15 protein-coding genes are annotated in these 16,952 nt (G+C 51.2%); all 15 read right to left on the reverse strand.

What is annotated here, in order from left to right:
- Positions 1-816 carry a thiazole synthase gene (locus tag PHO67_02000; protein MDD5545919.1) on the reverse strand — a complete coding sequence of 272 codons (816 nt, stop codon included), beginning with the start codon at positions 814-816 and terminating at the stop codon, positions 1-3.
- Complete coding sequence (locus PHO67_02005; GenBank protein ID MDD5545920.1) at positions 785-1,468, reverse strand: endonuclease III; 684 nt, start codon at positions 1,466-1,468, stop codon at positions 785-787. The genes PHO67_02000 and PHO67_02005 overlap by 32 nt, the downstream gene beginning before the upstream one ends.
- Positions 1,469-2,695, reverse strand: coding sequence for a glucose-1-phosphate adenylyltransferase (gene glgC, locus PHO67_02010; GenBank protein MDD5545921.1), 1,227 nt, complete (start codon positions 2,693-2,695; stop codon positions 1,469-1,471).
- A gap of 1 nt (position 2,696) precedes the next feature.
- A complete protein-coding gene (locus PHO67_02015) occupies positions 2,697-3,332 on the reverse strand; it encodes a MarC family protein (protein ID MDD5545922.1) in 636 nt (211 codons plus the stop codon).
- Positions 3,333-3,455: 123 nt separating this feature from the next.
- Positions 3,456-4,073, reverse strand: coding sequence for a cohesin domain-containing protein (locus tag PHO67_02020; protein MDD5545923.1), 618 nt, complete (start codon positions 4,071-4,073; stop codon positions 3,456-3,458).
- A 17-nt stretch (positions 4,074-4,090) separates the two neighbouring features.
- Positions 4,091-8,065: a S8 family serine peptidase gene (locus PHO67_02025; GenBank protein ID MDD5545924.1), complete on the reverse strand. Its 3,975-nt coding sequence runs from the start codon at positions 8,063-8,065 to the stop codon at positions 4,091-4,093.
- Positions 8,066-8,192: 127 nt separating this feature from the next.
- Positions 8,193-9,173 (reverse strand): ATP-binding cassette domain-containing protein, encoded by a 981-nt coding sequence (locus tag PHO67_02030; GenBank protein ID MDD5545925.1) that lies wholly within the window; start codon positions 9,171-9,173, stop codon positions 8,193-8,195.
- Position 9,174: 1 nt separating this feature from the next.
- The gene (locus tag PHO67_02035) at positions 9,175-9,972 is read right to left on the reverse strand and encodes an ABC transporter ATP-binding protein (protein MDD5545926.1); all 798 of its coding nucleotides are present in this window, start codon (positions 9,970-9,972) and stop codon (positions 9,175-9,177) included.
- On the reverse strand, positions 9,969-10,781 hold the full coding sequence (locus tag PHO67_02040) for an ABC transporter permease (GenBank protein MDD5545927.1): 813 nt from the start codon (positions 10,779-10,781) through the stop codon (positions 9,969-9,971). The genes PHO67_02035 and PHO67_02040 overlap by 4 nt, the downstream gene beginning before the upstream one ends.
- The gene (locus tag PHO67_02045; GenBank protein MDD5545928.1) at positions 10,778-11,758 is read right to left on the reverse strand and encodes an ABC transporter permease; all 981 of its coding nucleotides are present in this window, start codon (positions 11,756-11,758) and stop codon (positions 10,778-10,780) included. The genes PHO67_02040 and PHO67_02045 overlap by 4 nt, the downstream gene beginning before the upstream one ends.
- Positions 11,752-13,338: a peptide-binding protein gene (locus tag PHO67_02050; protein ID MDD5545929.1), complete on the reverse strand. Its 1,587-nt coding sequence runs from the start codon at positions 13,336-13,338 to the stop codon at positions 11,752-11,754. Before PHO67_02050 ends, PHO67_02045 begins: the two co-directional genes overlap by 7 nt.
- Before the next feature lie 15 nt (positions 13,339-13,353).
- A complete protein-coding gene (gene secG, locus PHO67_02055) occupies positions 13,354-13,713 on the reverse strand; it encodes a preprotein translocase subunit SecG (GenBank protein ID MDD5545930.1) in 360 nt (119 codons plus the stop codon).
- Positions 13,714-13,809: 96 nt separating this feature from the next.
- Positions 13,810-14,568: a triose-phosphate isomerase gene (gene tpiA, locus PHO67_02060; protein ID MDD5545931.1), complete on the reverse strand. Its 759-nt coding sequence runs from the start codon at positions 14,566-14,568 to the stop codon at positions 13,810-13,812.
- Between the two features lie 113 nt (positions 14,569-14,681).
- Positions 14,682-15,893: a phosphoglycerate kinase gene (locus tag PHO67_02065; GenBank protein ID MDD5545932.1), complete on the reverse strand. Its 1,212-nt coding sequence runs from the start codon at positions 15,891-15,893 to the stop codon at positions 14,682-14,684.
- Positions 15,894-15,896: 3 nt separating this feature from the next.
- Entirely contained in the window at positions 15,897-16,949 is a 1,053-nt protein-coding gene (gene gap / locus PHO67_02070) for a type I glyceraldehyde-3-phosphate dehydrogenase (protein MDD5545933.1), read from the reverse strand.
- Positions 16,950-16,952 lie beyond the last annotated feature (3 nt).

Here is a 16,952-nt window from a genome sequence, read left to right on the forward strand (position 1 = left end):
TTATTTTATTATCCCTGTAATCGGGCTCGACGGCGAAGCATATTGCTTCATCGCTATCCTTCCCGACAAATATGCTAACCTCCCCGCTTCGGTCGCCAGTCTCATCGCGCGGGCCATCCCAACAGGGTCTTTTGCCCCTGCGATGCCGGTATTCATAAGCACGCCGTCGACACCTAATTCCATAGCTACCGCCACATCCGAGGCCGTGCCTACTCCGGCGTCGACTATCACCGGCACTTTGACCGCTTCCTGGATGAATGTTATGTTAATTGGGTTCAATATCCCCATACCCGAACCGATCGGAGAAGCCAGGGGCATGACGCACGCCGCGCCCGCGTCCGCGAGCTTCTTCGCCATGATAGGGTCGTCGTTCGTGTACGGCATGACGGTGAAACCTTCTTTGACGAGGACTTTAGTCGCCGCGAGCAGCGCTTCCGTGTCCGGAAAGAGCGTCTTTTCATCACCTATGACCTCGAGTTTCACCAGCTCGGACAGGCCCATACCTCGGGCAATGCGCGCTATCCTTATAGCGTCCTCCGCCGTGTAGCAGCCTGCCGTGTTAGGCAATATAGTATATTTATTTCTGTCGATATAGTCAAGCATGCCCCTTTCCTGTTTACCTCCTGAAAGGGGTAGAGTTTCTTTCTTCGCGCCGGCATCGCCCAGGTCAAGCCGCCTTATCGCGACGGTGACTATTTCGGCGCCGGATGCCTCAAGCGCTTTTTTCATTACATCGAAATTAGCGTACTTGCCGGTGCCGACGAGCAGCCGAGACTTAAACTCCCTATTTCCTATTATTAACGCCTTCTCTTCCATGCTTTTCTCCGTAATATTTACACATCTGCTTAAGGTTGCACACCGGGCATTTCGGGTCCCGCGCCGTGCATACCTGCCTGCCGTGCATTATCAGGTGCACGTGGAATTCCTTTATCGCGTCCGCTGGTGTTTCCGCGGTCAGGTATTCCTGCGCCTTCTCCGGCGTCATCTTTCCGCCTATAAGCCCGAGGCGCTTTGTCACCCTGAATATATGCGTATCTACCGGCATAACCGGCTTATTAAACCCGAAGAGCAGGACTATCGCGGCCGTCTTCGGCCCCACGCCCTTTATTGACCTTAAGAATCCGTATCCTGCCTCTATATCAAGCCGGCCCAAAAAATCCAGCTCCAGCGAGCCCCGCTGCATAAATATCACGTCTAAGGCATATTTGATGCGGGACGCCTTGATATTTGAAAGCCCGGCGATCTTTATCTCGCGCCTTATGGCCGGGACGTCAGCCTTCCTTAATCTCTCCCAGCTCCTGAAACGCTTTTTGAGGTTGTCGAACGCCCGAAAGGAAGTTACATCAGAGGTGTTCTGCGAGAGGATCGTCTTGACGAGCAGGCCTACCGCGTCTTTCTCTCTCCTGAACCTGAGCCTTCCGAAACGGCGGCGCAAAAGCCTGATCACAGCCGGTATATCGCGCCGCATCTATCTTTCTATGACCGTGCTCTTGGCTACAACGACCAACCCGGACTCGGTCACCGTAAATCTCTTCTTATCTTCCCCGAGATCGTATCCGATCTCTGTCCCCTGCGGGACTTTAACATCTTTATCTATTATCGCGCGCCTTATCCTGGCGTTGCGGCCGATATCCACGCCTTCCATCACTATCGAATCGGTGACGCTGGCGTAGCTGTTTACCCTCACGTTCGGCGAGAGTATAGAGCGGTCGACCTTGCCGCCGGATATTATGCATCCGTTCGAGACCATCGAATCTATCGCCACGCCGATGCGCGCGCCGTCGTCGCCTCCGGCGAAAACGAACTTGGCCGGCGGGTATTTCTCCATATAGGTGCGGATCGGCCATTCCTTGTCATAAAGGTTGAAGATCGGCGTCACGCCGACAAGGTCCATATTCGCCTCGTAATAAGCGTCGAGCGTCCCTATATCGCGCCAGTATTGCGCCTCTTTCTTGTTCTCGTCCTTAAAATTATAAGCAAAGACCTTCTCCTTCCTCGCGACCATCCCGGGGAGGATATTCTTGCCAAAATCGTGTTTGCTCGCCGGGTCGTGCGAGTCCGCGTTAAGCACCTCTTTTAGCACATCTGTCTTGAAGACGTATATGCCCATCGACGCGTAGATATGGGCCGGGTCGCCGGGGATCGTCTTAGGGGTCTTCGGCTTCTCCTCGAAACCGAGTATCCTCTCGTTGCGGTCGACTTCGAGCACCCCGAAATGCTGCGAATCCTTCTTATCTATCTCGACTACCGCGACGGTGCAGTCAGCGCTTTTCGCTATATGATAGTCGATCATCTCCGCATAATTCATCTTATAGATATGGTCGCCGGCGAGTATCAGTACATATTCCGGCTTCTCGGTCTCGATGAAATAAAGGTTCTGGTATATCGAATCGGCCGTGCCCATGTACCACGTATCGCCGGTCCTCATCTGCGCAGGAACGATATCTATATATTCGCCGAGTTCGGCGTCGAATATGTTCCAGCCGAGACGCAAATGCCTTATGAGCGAATTGCATTTATACTGCAAGAGGACGTGGATCTGGCGTATTCCCGAGTTTATGCAGTTCGAGAGAGTGACGTCGATGATCCTGTATATCCCGCCGAATGGGACGGCCGGTTTGGTCCTGTCCCTCGTCAGGGGGATGAGCCTCTCGCCCTTCCCTCCCGCCATTATGAATGCTATTACGTTCTTCATATTATTTTTTCGCCGCCGGGTTGAAAAAGACCGATACGACGATCTCCAGTATCCCCATCCTTATCATCATTACCGCTATCGCCGCGAGGAAGATATCCGACACCTTCGCGAGCGCCCTGGAACCGCCTTTGCCGAGGACCTTTATAAAATAATCGGCTTTCCAGAGGACAAGCCACATTATAAGCATATTCAGTATTATTGAAACTACCGTCGGTACCAAACCGTAGGCCTCCCTCATGACCAGCACCGTCGTGAGCACGGCCGGACCGGTTATAAGCGGAGTCCCGAGCGGGAACACGCCGACATCCGTAGTCGGATGTGCCCTTTTATCCTCTCCCGGGAGCAAAAGATGTATCGAAAGGACTAAAAGTAAAATGCCGCCGGCGATCCTGAAATCCGGAACCTGGACATTCATCAGCCGCAATAATATGTTGCCGAAGAACATGAACAGGACCGCTATTATGCTCGCCACTATTATGCTGTTTAATATCACCTTCTGGCGGTCTTTCGGCTTCATCCCCTCAGTAAGGGAAAAATAAAGCGGCAGGTTCCCGAACGAGTTTACCGCCATGAATATCGGGATAAACGTCATGATATACGGCGCTATCGGCGCCAGGGCTTTAAATATAGGACCCATGTTGATTTTCCTTTCGTGTCCCTATTATATTAAAAAGGCGGGCAAAAAGCAACCCTCCTTTTGCGATAAAAGGAGGGTTTTATTTTATTAGAATCGGCCGCAGGCGCGGCCCCTTTAACTTTTTTATTTATTCTTCTTCCTAAAAGCCATGCCGATCAAGCCGCCGGCCAACAGTAACAAACTCGCCGGTTCAGGCACAACGTTAACAGACGCCCCGCTTACCCCGCCCAATATGTTACTAGCGTCGGTATCGGTAACATAGGTATCATCCAGGCCGCCTGTTCCGGTCACAAGATAATTTATAGGGGTATTCAGGACAGGCGCCTTGGCCAGGAAAGTGACCTGCGCAAATGTGCCGTTGCCGGTTACCGTAGTAGAAAAGCTTCCCTCCCCGTAGCTTATCCTTCCCGTGCCGTTGTCTGCGGAGTTCTGGCCGTGGAAGTCCCAGTTAAATGCGCCGTGATACGGGCCGTCCAGTACGTTTGTGCCGGAAGTTATCCAGTTTCCGGAGTCCGAATCAACAACTTCCAGGTAATTCTGGTCAAACGAGAACCAGACATTCAGGAAAGTCATCTGTTGCGAAGAAGGGTTAGAGACGCCCATATTGACCGTAAACTGGCTGCCTGCGCTTATATCCTGCGCGGACGGATCAAGCGAAAGATAAACGGCGGCCTTTGCTGTTGGGGCAAGGAATAAGGCCAAGATAAGAGCTGTTATCATTGTCAATAGTTTGATGCGCATGCGCATGTTCTCCTTTTTTACTGTGCTCCTGATATACCGTAGTTGGACTTCAGTATAGAGAAATCGGTCCCGTCTATCTGGTTATTGCCGTTAAAGTCTGCCCTTGTGTCCCATTTGGCGTCGCCGGGCTTGGTGCCGTAGGCGGCGCGCAATATGGCGAAGTCCACGCCGGAAACGACGTTGTTGTTGTCGCAGTCTCCGCCCAAAAGATTAAAATTGATATTGGGAGTAACCCGTCCTTGCTGGACAATAACATCAGCTTGCTTGGCTTTGAGGAAAATAGAGCCCTTGGCAGTCAGATCATAGGTACCGGGTTTAATATCATTAAGGGTGTAGCTGCCATCTGTGGCGGTCAATAACTGGTACGTCGCCAGGAGATTCGTTTGACCCGGATTTCTTAATTCAAAAGTGATGACGTCTGAATGATTATTACGCGATTGTAAAGCGACTTTTCCGGAAATTCCTCCCCGCGCAATTGGATAACAGGCCGTATGTTGAGCGTTACGGCCTACCATAGGCCAGTCCGCCTTGGATTCGTCGTATGGCGCGGGAAGATCCCAGACGTAGACATTAGTGCCGATCGTGCCAAGATATCTTCCGTGAGCTATTATTTCCACATCACCGTCTTTATCAAGGTCCGCTATTACCGGAACTGAAAAATAATCAACGTCGGTCTGCTTAGGATATCCGGCGGCGAAAGTCCCGTCGTGATTAAAGACGTATAGATAAGAACGGCTGAAATAACTATCGTATGCAGCCGTTATTACTTCGTTGTTTCCGTCACCGTCCACATCAGCCACCGCTGCTCCCGAAAGCCAGGCAGGGTTATTAAATCCGAATGTCCTGGGCCAACCCGGCACATTCGAACCATCGCCGCGCCAGGCATAAATAGTATCGTTACTTCCAAGCAATATTATCTCGGGCATCTTATCGTTGTCTAAGTCGCCGAGGCAGGGCATCTTGCAGATATTGGTCCCGATATTTTTGGACACCAACACGGCGCCTGCGCCATTAAATACAAAAAGTCCCGTTCGCGAACTTACGATCACTTCTAATTTTCCATCGCCGTTTATATCGCCAAGCACAGGTTGATATAATGTGCCGTCGATATCAATCGGCCAACCGGCGACAGGCGTCCCGTCATGATGCCAGGCATAAATACTTCCGTAGACCTCCGTTCCGTAAGTTGTACTCTCCGCGGCAACTATTTCAACATTACCATCACCGTCAATATCTCCTACCGCGACAGCCGTAGCATTTTGGTTATTACTTAAACTCACCGGCCAGCCGGTTACCTTTGTGCCGTCATGATGCCAGGCGTGCACTTTCCAATTTTCCCCCCCGATTAAGATCTCTAAATCTCCGTCGCCGTCTATATCGGCGGCAACGGGCGCATCGGAAATATAGTTGATCTCATATCCGTAACCGGCCCATCCTTTAGGCCAATTGCCCGCGAACAATGTGCCGTCATGATGTAAGACAAAAAGTTTTTCATCTTGATTAGCAACGTTAGTACCAATGATTATTTCTAGATCTCCGTCGCCGTCTAAATCCGCCAAAGCAGGGGTCAAAGCCTGCTGGCCTATGTAAACCGGCCATCCCGGTAATAGCGTTCCGTCATAACGCCAGATATAAATATTTCCTTCATATGAACCCGTTACTACTTCCAGCTTCCCGTCATTATCGACATCGCCCGCGACAATACTGGCATTATAACTTGCTCCGCCGTACATGGTCTTCTGAGGCCATCCTTTCTGATAGGAATTATCTATAGATAGATAAATCCTGCTTTCTCTCGTACTCGAATTTTTGTCATAGCTTATCAATTTTATCGTCCAGAAATCACTCGGTAGACCGCTGCAGTCCCAGGTGGCTAAGACGCCGTCTATTACCTGCCCGCCCGTAAGCGTAATCCCTGTTGCCTGCCAGTTGGCGGGATTTTGGCCTTGACCGGCCCAGATCTCATACCGATCAAAGTTGTTCCCTGCCGCGGTTCCTGTTATGGTAATGTTTTTACTAAATAACCCCTCTTCTTTCGGTCCCCTTATTCTGGCAAATAAGTAGGACTGGCTATCTGAATTAAGCGCTTTAAAAGCATTGACCCTTCCGAAACCGGTATATTTGTCCCATCCCGCGGCGCCAAGGTCATCCGCGCATATATATACTTTCTTGATCACTTCATCATTTGCTAATGACGGGTTTTGGGCTAGTATAAGAGCGACTATGCCGGTCACGTGCGGTGTGGCCATAGACGTCCCGTCATAGCTATTGTAACCGTTATTCAAAACAGAACTGTAAATATTGACTCCGGGCGCCGCTATATCGACTTCCTGCCCAAAAGTGGAGAAAGAAGCGCGCGCATCGTTATGGTCCGTGGCTGCCACCGAAAGGACATTGTCATAAGCCGCGGGATAAAGCGGGGTATCGTCACCCGAATTCCCGGCAGCTGCTACGATCACACAGTTCTTGCTAAAGGCATAATCTACGGCATCTTTCAGGATGGTTGAATATTCGTTGCCGCCTAGGCTTAAATTAATCACGTCGGCACCGTTGTCTGCCGCGTAGATAATGCCATTCGCCACGTCGGAATCATAACCCCTCCCGGCATTACTCAATACCTTTACCGCCATTATCCTGCTGTTCCATGAAACGCCTGCTATCCCTGTCGCGTTATTTGTGGCTGCCGAAGCTATACCCGAGACATGCGAACCGTGCCCGTTGTCATCCTTGGGGTCCTTATCCGCATTATAGAAATCCCAGCCTTTAACGTCATCGATAAGGCCATTACCGTCGTCATCTACGCCGTTATCCGGAATCTCATCCGGGTTGCTCCAGATATTTCCGGCCAGGTCCTGATGGGTATAATCCACGCCTGTATCGACTACGGCGACCACCACATTGCTTCCCGTAGATATATCCCATGCTTCAGGCGCATCGATATCGGCATCCGGAGTCCCGGATGTTTGGCCCGTATTATTTAACGACCACTGAACCCCAAAAGAAACATCGTTAGGATATGTATTACAGGTCTTAATTACATAATTCGGCTCGGCGTATTCTACGTTGGGGTCCTGCCTATACATCGCGATTGCTTTAAACACATTGGTTTCTTTACCGATCTTTAACTTATATATATTATTCAGATCAGGCAATAAGGCCGTCCGTATGTGCGCTTTGGCTTTCTTCAATGCCTTAGGCCTGCCCTTAAAGATCTTATCCATCGATGTTACCTTTAATTTCTTATGCAAGGTATCTATAGAAGGAAGACCTGTAACGGCTATCTTATCCGAAGAGATTGTACGCCGTATCGCAAGGCCCTTCTTGAATTTAACGATCAGTTCATCCGGTGCAAAGTCGATCGTTTTACGGCCGTAGTCATCAACTATAAAGTGGCCTGCGGGATATTCCTGCAGGCCGGGATTATGGCCGGTCGCTTGCGCAGTAGCCGCTATGTTACCGGCAAAGTCGCTTGATATATTGGCGGATGCTATATTTCCGATAACCTGGTTATCGGCAGAGGCCGGGTCCGCTTCTATACCCTTCCCATCAGCAGAGGATGAGACATTGCGGACTAAGATATTATTATTGGCGCTTATTAAAGATATGCCCGAAGCGGTGGCGCTTTTACAGGTAAGGCCTTCTACCCTGACATAATTGGCGCCGTCTAATTTGACCGCGGGGCCTTCCGCGCTTACTATAACTTCCCCGTTGGCGTGAAAGACGATATATTGTTCAGCGGTACCTGAATTGGTTATTGTTACGGTTTCATTATATGTGCCGGGCTGGATCTCGGCCGTATCTCCGGCCTTGAGGGTATCGGCTGCCTTTTGGATGGTTTCCCAGGCGCCGGAAGGAGTATTATCCGTCCCCGGGTTGGAGTCATTTCCGTCGGGCCGGACATAAAAAATACCGGCGAACGCCGGCATGGTGGTGGCGTATAATAATATTATTACAACGATAGCCCGTAAAACCCGTGGGCAATTAATAAACACAGACCTCTTCCTTTGCTCCCCCACCTCACCCGAATGTATTAGGGAATAGTCTACTTTCGAATGTGAAATTTGTCAATATAACTGTTTTGTTATTTTATAGGATTTTTTTGCGGTATTTTCTAATTAACTATATCCTTAATAAAGCACGCGCCCTTGGAGGGCAGGCGACGAAATGCCCCGGCTTAACCTCATCTAGGGTAGGCTCTTCTACCTTGCACCGGGGTTCGGCGTACGGGCAGCGGGGATGGAATTTGCAGCCGGCGGGCGGGCATAAAGGAGACGGAAGTTCCCCTTTTACTATCATCTTTTTCTTCTTGCGCTCCGGCCCTATAGAGATCGCCGAGAATAGCGCCTCGGTGTAAGGATGTACCGGGAACGAGTAAAGCTCATCGGTAGAGGCGTATTCAAAGGCCTTGCCCAGGTACATTACCAGGACCGAATCGGATATTGATTCTATGACCCTCAGGTCGTGCGAGATCAAGAGATATGATAGGCCCAATTCCTTCTGGAGACCCGTCAGTAATTTCAATATCTGCGCCTGTATCGAGAGGTCGAGTGATGAAACCGGCTCGTCGCAGACAATAAGTTTGGGACCTGTCGCGAGCGCCCGCGCTATACCTATCCTCTGGCGCTCCCCGCCGCTGAACTGGTGGGGATAACGTTTCGCGTGGTCGGCCCGCAATCCGACCTTCGAAAGCAGTTCCAGGACTTTTGAGCGGCGCGCTTTGGCATCGCCGATTCCGTGGACCAGTAGCGGCTCGCTTAAGATCTCGCCAATTTTCATCCTCGGGTTCAACGAATTATACGGGTCCTGGAAGACGACTTGCAATCTTTTCCTTAACGGCCGCATCCTGTCCTGCGAGAAGCCGGTTATCTCCTGCCCATCGAATGATATCTTCCCGGCTGTAGGGCTAAGGAGATTAAGTATTATCCTGGCCAGCGTCGTCTTTCCGCAGCCCGATTCACCAACCAAGCCGAGCGTCTTCCTTGCTTCGACATCGAATGATATCCCGTCGACGGCCTTGACCTCGCCTACGATATGGCGGGCAAATCCCCTAGCGACCGGGAAATATTTTTTTACGTCTTTGACAGAAAGGATAGGCTGCACTCTATCTCCTGCTCATCTTCGGGATGCAATCTATTAGTTTCTTCGTGTAAGGATGCGACGGCTTCTTGTATATCATGTCGGTATCGCCGTATTCGACGATCTTCCCCTCCTGCATTACCGCGGTCTTCTCCGCGACCTGCGCGACTATCGAAAGGTCGTGTGTTATCAGGAGGACCGTGAGTTTAAGATCCTCCCGTAATTTTTCAAGGAGTTCGAGGATCTGCGCCTGGATAGTCACGTCGAGCGCGGTCGTCGGTTCGTCGGCGATCAAAAGTTTCGGCCTGCATGATATCGCCATTGCTATCATCACCCTCTGCTTCATACCGCCTGATAGCTGGTGCGGATAAGAGAACATTACCTCCTTCGGCGATGGCATCCCGACATCTTTTAGCAGGCCGACGGCGGTATCGAATGCCTCGTTCTCCTTCGATCTCTGGTGGAGCCGTATCGTCTCGATAAGCTGGTCGCCTATGGTAAAGACCGGGTTAAGGGACGTCGCCGGGTCCTGGAATACATAGGAGACCTTCGCCCCTCTTATGATCCTGAGCTGTTCTTCCGATAATTTAAATATCTCGCGGCCGTCGAATAATATCTCGCCCTTCTTTATCTCTGCCGATTCCGGCAGGAGCCTCGTCACGGAAAGCGCGGTCACGGATTTTCCGGAACCTGATTCCCCGACGAGGCCGAGGATCTCGCCTTCATAGACTTTCAGGTCCGCGCCCCTGACCGCCTCGATAGTCTTCCCGCCCTGCCTGAAATTGACATATAGATTCTTTATCTCTAAGAGCGGCTCGTTCATTGTCCTTTTCTATGAGGGTTGAAATGTTCACGCAACCCCTCCCCTAAAAGGTTATAGCCCAATACGGTGACTAATATGGCGAATCCGGGAAAGACGGTTATCCACCAGGCAATGCCCAGGGTCGATTTCGCCTCAGTGAGGATATTTCCCCAGCTCGGTGTTGGCGGCTGGACGCCGAGGCCGAGGAAACTCAACCCCGATTCTATAAGGATCGCCCCCGCTACACCTAACACGACGTTGACTAAAACAGGGCCCATGCCGTTAGGGATCAGATGGCGAACTATGATACGAAAGTCGCTGGCTCCCGTAGCGCGGGCCGCTTCGACGAATTCCCGTTCTTTCAAACTCAAAATTTCGGCCCTTATCAACCGGGCCGCACCCATCCAACCGGTCAATCCTATAACAACCATAATGCTGAAAATGCTCGGACCCATTATTGCGATCACTGTCAGTATCAAAAAAAGCGTGGGGAAACATAACATAACATCGATAAATCTTGAGACCACGCTATCTATCCAGCCGCCGTAATAACCTGCGAGTGAACCCAGTATCAACCCTATTATTACGGCTATCCCGACTGCGACAAAACCCACAGAGAGCGATATCCGCCCTCCGTAGGCCATACGCGCGAAGAGGTCGCGGCCGAGGGAGTCAGTCCCCATCGGGTGTTCGTGTGAAGGTGGCAAGAGTGCCTTCTCGAGATCTATCCCGTTCGGGTCATAGCGGCTCACCTGAGGAGCGAATATCGCGAGGAACCCCATTACGCAGACTATGATGATGCCTGCCGCGGTAAGTTTGTTTATCCTCATCGCTTCTCCCCCACGCGGATACGCGGGTCGACGCAGGCGTACATCACGTCGGCCAGGAGGTTACCGAGTAGAGTAAGGATAGCGCCCACGAAGAGTATCCCCATTATCACCGGGTAATCGCGCGCCATGACCGAATCGAAGAAGAGTTTTCCCATCCCCGGGATGGCGTAGATAGATTCGAATATGACGCTGCCACCTATCAACCCCGGAACCGAAAGCCCGATAATCGTCACTATCGGCAGGAGGGCATTCTTGAGCGCGTGTTTGTAAATTACCTCTTTCTCGGAAAGCCCCTTCGCCCGCGCCGTCCTTATGAAATCCTTATGCATGACCTCGAGCATGCTGGTCCGCATATAACGGGATATGCCGGCTAGGCCGCCGAAGGCCGAGACGAAGACAGGCAGGATAAGATGGCGCGAAACGTCCGCTATCTTCTGGAAGAAATTAAGCTCCTCGAAGTCGAAGGATTTTATGCCGGAGATCGGCAGCCATCCGAGTTGGACGCCGAATAAGCTCATCGCCAGGAGCGCCAGCCAGAAGGTAGGTGTCGCGAAACCGATAAAAACAAATACTGTCGAACTCTTATCGAAAAGGGAATTTTCTTTTACCGCACTCATTATACCGATCGGCACGGCGATCAGAAATATCAGGAACAGCGACAATAGTTCTATTGTTATCGTGATGGGTATGCGTTCACCGATCTTGATGAGTACCGGCCTTTCGTCGGTAAAGGATTTTCCGAAATCGAATACGGCAAGCCTCTTTATCCATTGCAAGTATTGGACGTGTACGGGTTTGTCGAGGCCGTAGAGCCTGTCGAGCTTCTCCCGCGCCTCGAGCGTTATCTTCGGCGACATCTCGGCCTGAAGGCGGGTAGGTTTTCCAGGCGAGAGGTGTATTAGGAAAAAAGTGATTACCGTTATACCGAACAGGACCGGTATTAAGCCGACAAGCCGCCTTAAAATGTAGTTTACCATCTGGTATATCTCTGCTCTTCTTTAGGTACGTACCATTTTATGAAATTATAACCGATACCCAATGGCGCCGGAGCTATCCCCTTGAATCTCGCGTGGACCATAGGCAAGGCGTCAGGCACGAATAAAAATATGCAGGGATGGTCGTCGAATATCAACCGGTGTATCTTATTATATATCTCTTTTCTCTTCTCTTCGTCAAACTCGCGGCGGCCTGCCTCGAGAAGGGCGTCGACTTCCTTGTTCTCGTACCCGATAAAGTTGAACTCACCCGGCCTCTGCTTGGAAGAATGCCAGATATCATAGCAATCCGGGTCGCGTGAAAGATTCCATCCCATGATGACCGCGTTAAATCTATGTTTGTCTATGAACTCTGACAAAAAGGTAGCCCACTCTATTATCCTTATCTCAACATCTATCCCTATCTCCTTTAATCTCCTCTGGATTATCTCGGCGCAGATCTGGCGCGTATCGTTCCCCATATTCGTTAATATGATGAATTTAAACTTATCGCCGTCCTTATCGAGCCAGCCGTCACTGTCGTGGTCCTCCCAGCCCGCTTCTTTTAACAACTCTTTGGCTTTCTTGGGGTTATACGGGACGGATTTCACATCCACATTATATGCCCACGACTCGGGCGGGAACGGCCCGGTCGAGACCCTGCCTAATCCTAAAAGCACACCTTTTATTATCTCATCTTTATCGATTGCGTAATCGAGCGCGAGCCTGACGCGGCAGTCCGCGAAAAGCGGGTCCTTCATATTAAAACCAAGGTAAGTATAACCGAACGAGGGATATTTGTATTTCCTGTAATATTTTTTGAAGAACGGCGTGTCTGTCTGGCGCGTGTACTGTAGCGGGGTCAGACCGACCTCATCTACGCCCTGCGTCTGCAATTCGAGGAAAGTGGTCGCCTGGTCAGGGATTATCCTGTAGATATACCTGTTTATATAAGGGCGGCCTTCGTAGTAATCCGGGTTCGAGACGAGGACTATCTTCTCGCCTGTTTTCCATTCTTTGAATTTATAGGAACCCGTTCCTATGGGATTGCGGGAGAATTTCGTATTGCTCAAGTCTTCCTTCTCGAGGATATGTTTGGGCATTATCCACATCCCCCAGCTGGATAATCCGGGAGAGAACGGTTCTTTATAAGTCACCTTTACGGTATGGTCGTCGAGGACCTCAAGGGATTTAATCCGCTCAAAATCCCCGCTGTACGGGGTCTTTACGTTTGGGTCTATTAGCTTTTGGTAGGTGAATTCCACGTCGCGGGCGGTAAATGGCTGGCCATCATGCCATCTCACGTTCTTGCGCAGGTGGAAGATGATGACGAGGCCGCCTTCCTTTATTTCCCACCTCTCGGCGAGCTCGCCTTCGAGATTAAGGTCCTTGTCGTAGCGCACTAGACCGTTAAAGACAAGACCGCATATCTCGGCTGAGGCAGAATCCGACGCGAGTATAGGGACAAGAGTGGAAGCGTCACCGATAGAGGCGGTGATGATGGCGTCGCCGTAATCGGCCGCCAAAACTGTCCCCTGTGCCAGCAAAAAAAATACCGCAAGAAGCGGTATTTTTTTTAACATATATCTCCCCCTGTTTTACTTATTAGGAGCCTGTTGTCCGGTCGTGCCGGCCGGAGGCAGGTTCGTCTGGGGCGCCTCGCCCGCTGCCTTAGCCGGGGCCTTCTTTTCTTCCTTCGTGACTTCCCTCTCGACTATTGAGCCGGACCTTTCGGTGCTCATCAGCGCCAGGGTCATAGAGGTCACCAGGAAGAGAACAGCGCAAGCGGCAGTCGCCTTCGTAAGGAAAGACGACGCCTTGGTCCCCAGCATAGACTGGAGGCCGCCGCTCCCGCCGAACGTCTCGGATATCCCGCCGCCCTTACCCGCCTGTAGCAGTATGACCATTATCAGGACTAAACACGCGATCACATGCAAAGTTATCAAGAACGCGAACATCTTATTTCTACTCCTTTTTAAATGAGGCCATGGTTTACATCGCTTGCGCGATGTAAACCATTAGGCCGAATTAAATCCCCCACAGGGGAACTAAATTCATTTTTTACCTTGTCTTACTATTTCGGCGAAGTCCTTTACCTTAAGGCTCGCCCCTCCGACCAGCGCCCCGTCGATATCAGGCCCGGCCATAATACTCTTTGTGTTATCGGGTTTTACGCTCCCGCCGTATTGTATCCTCACTTTTGAGGAGACATCCTCGCCGTAAGCTTTCTTGAGCAGCTCGCGGATATATTTATGGACTTCCTGCGCCTGTTCCGGCGTAGCGGTCCTTCCGGTCCCGATCGCCCAGACAGGTTCATAGGCAATGACTATTTTGGCGACATCCTCTTTAGGGAGGCCTGCTAACCCGCCTTCTACATGGTTCTTTACCACATCAAAAGTCTTTCCGGAATCACGCTCTTCGAGGCGCTCGCCCACGCACATTATCGGCGTAAGGCCGTGCTTTAAAGCGGCTTTAACCTTCTTGTTAACCGTCTCATTAGTCTCGTGGAAATACGTCCTGCGCTCAGAATGCCCGATTATGCAGAATTTACAGCCGAGGTCAGTGAGCATCTTAGGAGCTACTTCACCGGTGTAGGCGCCTTCCTCTTCCCAGTAGATATCCTGCGCGCCGTATCCGATGTTCGAGCCATTGAGCGCTTCTGCGACTTTAGATATCGAGGTAAAAGGCGGACAGACCACCACCTCTACCGCGGTCTCGTCTTTTAATTCATTCTTAAGACCGTTGACGAGCTCAAGCGCCTCGCCTGAGGTCTTGTACATCTTCCAGTTGCCTGCGATTATAGGTTTTCTCATTATATCCTTTCAACCAATAACCTTTATGAGGGCGGGTCCTGCCTGCCGAGCACCTCGTCCCTTTTGCTTCGTGCAAAAGGGCCAAGGGCTCCGTCGGCAGTCACCCGCTGACATTACTTATCAGTTAAAGCTTTAATACCCGGTAAAACCTTTCCTTCCAGGTACTCGAGGGAAGCTCCCCCGCCCGTGGATATATGCGTCATCTTGTCTTCAAGCTTGAACTTCGCTATCGCGGCAGCCGTATCGCCGCCGCCGATTATCGATATCACCTTGCTCCCGCCGCAGCATGAACATCCTCCGGAAAGGCAGGCGATATATTTCGCGACCTCTTCGGTTCCCTTGGAGAATTTATCCATCTCGAATACGCCGAGCGGGCCGTTCCATACGATGGTCCTGGCGCTCTTTAAGACGTTCTTAAACACCTCTACGGTCTTAGGACCCACATCCAATCCCATCCATCCGTCAGGGATCTGGTCGCCTACGACTTTGGTGTTCGCGTTCGCGTCGAATTTATCGGCGATGATATTATCGACCGGCAGGACGATATTGACTTTCTTCTGTTTGGCTTTCTCGAGAAGCAATTTCGCGATATCTATCTTGTCCTTCTCGACCTTAGAGGCGCCTATCGATTTGCCCTGCGCCGCATAAAAAGTATAAGCCATCCCGCCGCCGATGAGTATTGAATCTGCCTTGTCCAGGAGGTTCTCGATGACGCCTATCTTGTCCGAGACCTTCGCGCCGCCGAGTATCGTCACAAACGGCTTGGCCGGGTTCATGACCTTATCTTCGAGATATTCGATCTCTTTTTCAAGAAGGAAACCCGCAGCCGACTTCAGGTATTTCGTCACGCCCTCTGTCGATGCGTGCGCGCGGTGCGCGGTCCCGAAAGCGTCATTTACGAATACGTCTCCGAGGCTCGCGAGCTCTTTAGCGAAATTCGCGTCGTTGGCTTCTTCCTCTGCGTGGAAACGCAGGTTCTCGAGGAGGATGCACTCGCCCGGTTTCATGGCATCTGCCATCGCCTTGACGTCGGGCCCGACGCAGTCTTTCGCCATCTTCACCGGCTTGCCTAGCAATTGGCTAAGCTTCGCGGCGCACGGGGCGAGGCTGTACTTAGCTATGACCTTGCCGTCCGGCCTGCCGAGATGGCTCATCAGGATAAGTTTTGCCCCTTTGTCGAGCGCGTATTTTATCGTCGGCAAAGTCGCCCTTATCCTCGTGTCATCGGTTATATTGAGCTTGTCGTCTAGCGGGACATTAAAGTCGACGCGCATCAATACGCGCTTCCCTTTAAGGTCCAGGTCTTTTATTGTCAGCTTGTTCATATTTTAAAGGCCTTTCTTCACGATATATTCGCAGAGGTCTACGACCCTGTTCGAATATCCCCATTCGTTGTCATACCACGAAAGGACCTTTACGAAATCGTCTCCGATGACCTTGGTGCTCTTCGCGTCAATGATAGAGCTCAAGGAGCAATGGTTGAAATCGACCGATACGACCGGGTCTTCGGTATAGCCGAGGATCCCCTTCAACTTGCCTTCAGCAGCTTCTTTTAATACGGCATTTATCTCTTCGGCCGTAACTTTCTTGCCGAGTGTCGCGGTAAGGTCGACTACCGACACGTTGGCGCACGGCACCCTCATCGAGAAACCGTCAAGCTTGCCTTTAAGTTCCGGAATGACCAGCGAAAGGGCCTTCGCTGCGCCGGTCGACGTCGGTATCATCGATAACGCGGCCGCGCGAGACCTGCGCAGGTCTGAATGCGCCTGGTCCTGGAGTTTCTGGTCATTGGTATAAGCGTGTATCGTTGTCATCAGGCCTTTGACTATCCCGTATTTGTCGTTCAATACTTTTGCCAGCGGGGCGAGGCAATTCGTCGTGCACGAAGCGTTCGAAATGACATTATGGTTCTTCGGGTCGTATTTGTCCTCGTTCACGCCCATGACTATAGTTATGTCCTCGTCCTGGGCAGGAGCGGAAATAATGACTTTTTTCGCGCCGCCTTTGGTGATGTGGTTCTCGGCTCCCTTGACTTCCTTGCCCTTCTTATTGACGCCGTCCTTCTTGATCGTGAAAAGGCCGGTCGATTCTATGACGATCTCCACGCCGAGGTCTTTCCAGGGAAGTTCCGAAGGGTCTCTCTTTGCAAGGACTTTGATTATTTTTCCGTCGACAGATATCGTATCCTCGGACGCGGCCTTTACTTCACCGGGGAACCTGCCGTGGACAGAATCATATTTTAAGAGATATGCGTTGGTTTTCGCGTCGGTTATATCGTTTACCGCGACCAGTTCAAGGTCTTTGCTCTTTTTTTCGAGTATTGCCCTGGCTACAAGACGGCCTATCCTTCCGAAACCGTTGATACCAACTTTCACAGCCATTTC

The sequence above is a fragment of the Candidatus Omnitrophota bacterium genome (assembly GCA_028716565.1).
In the GTDB taxonomy this organism is placed as follows: domain Bacteria; phylum Omnitrophota; class Gorgyraeia; order Pluralincolimonadales; family Pluralincolimonadaceae; genus Pluralincolimonas.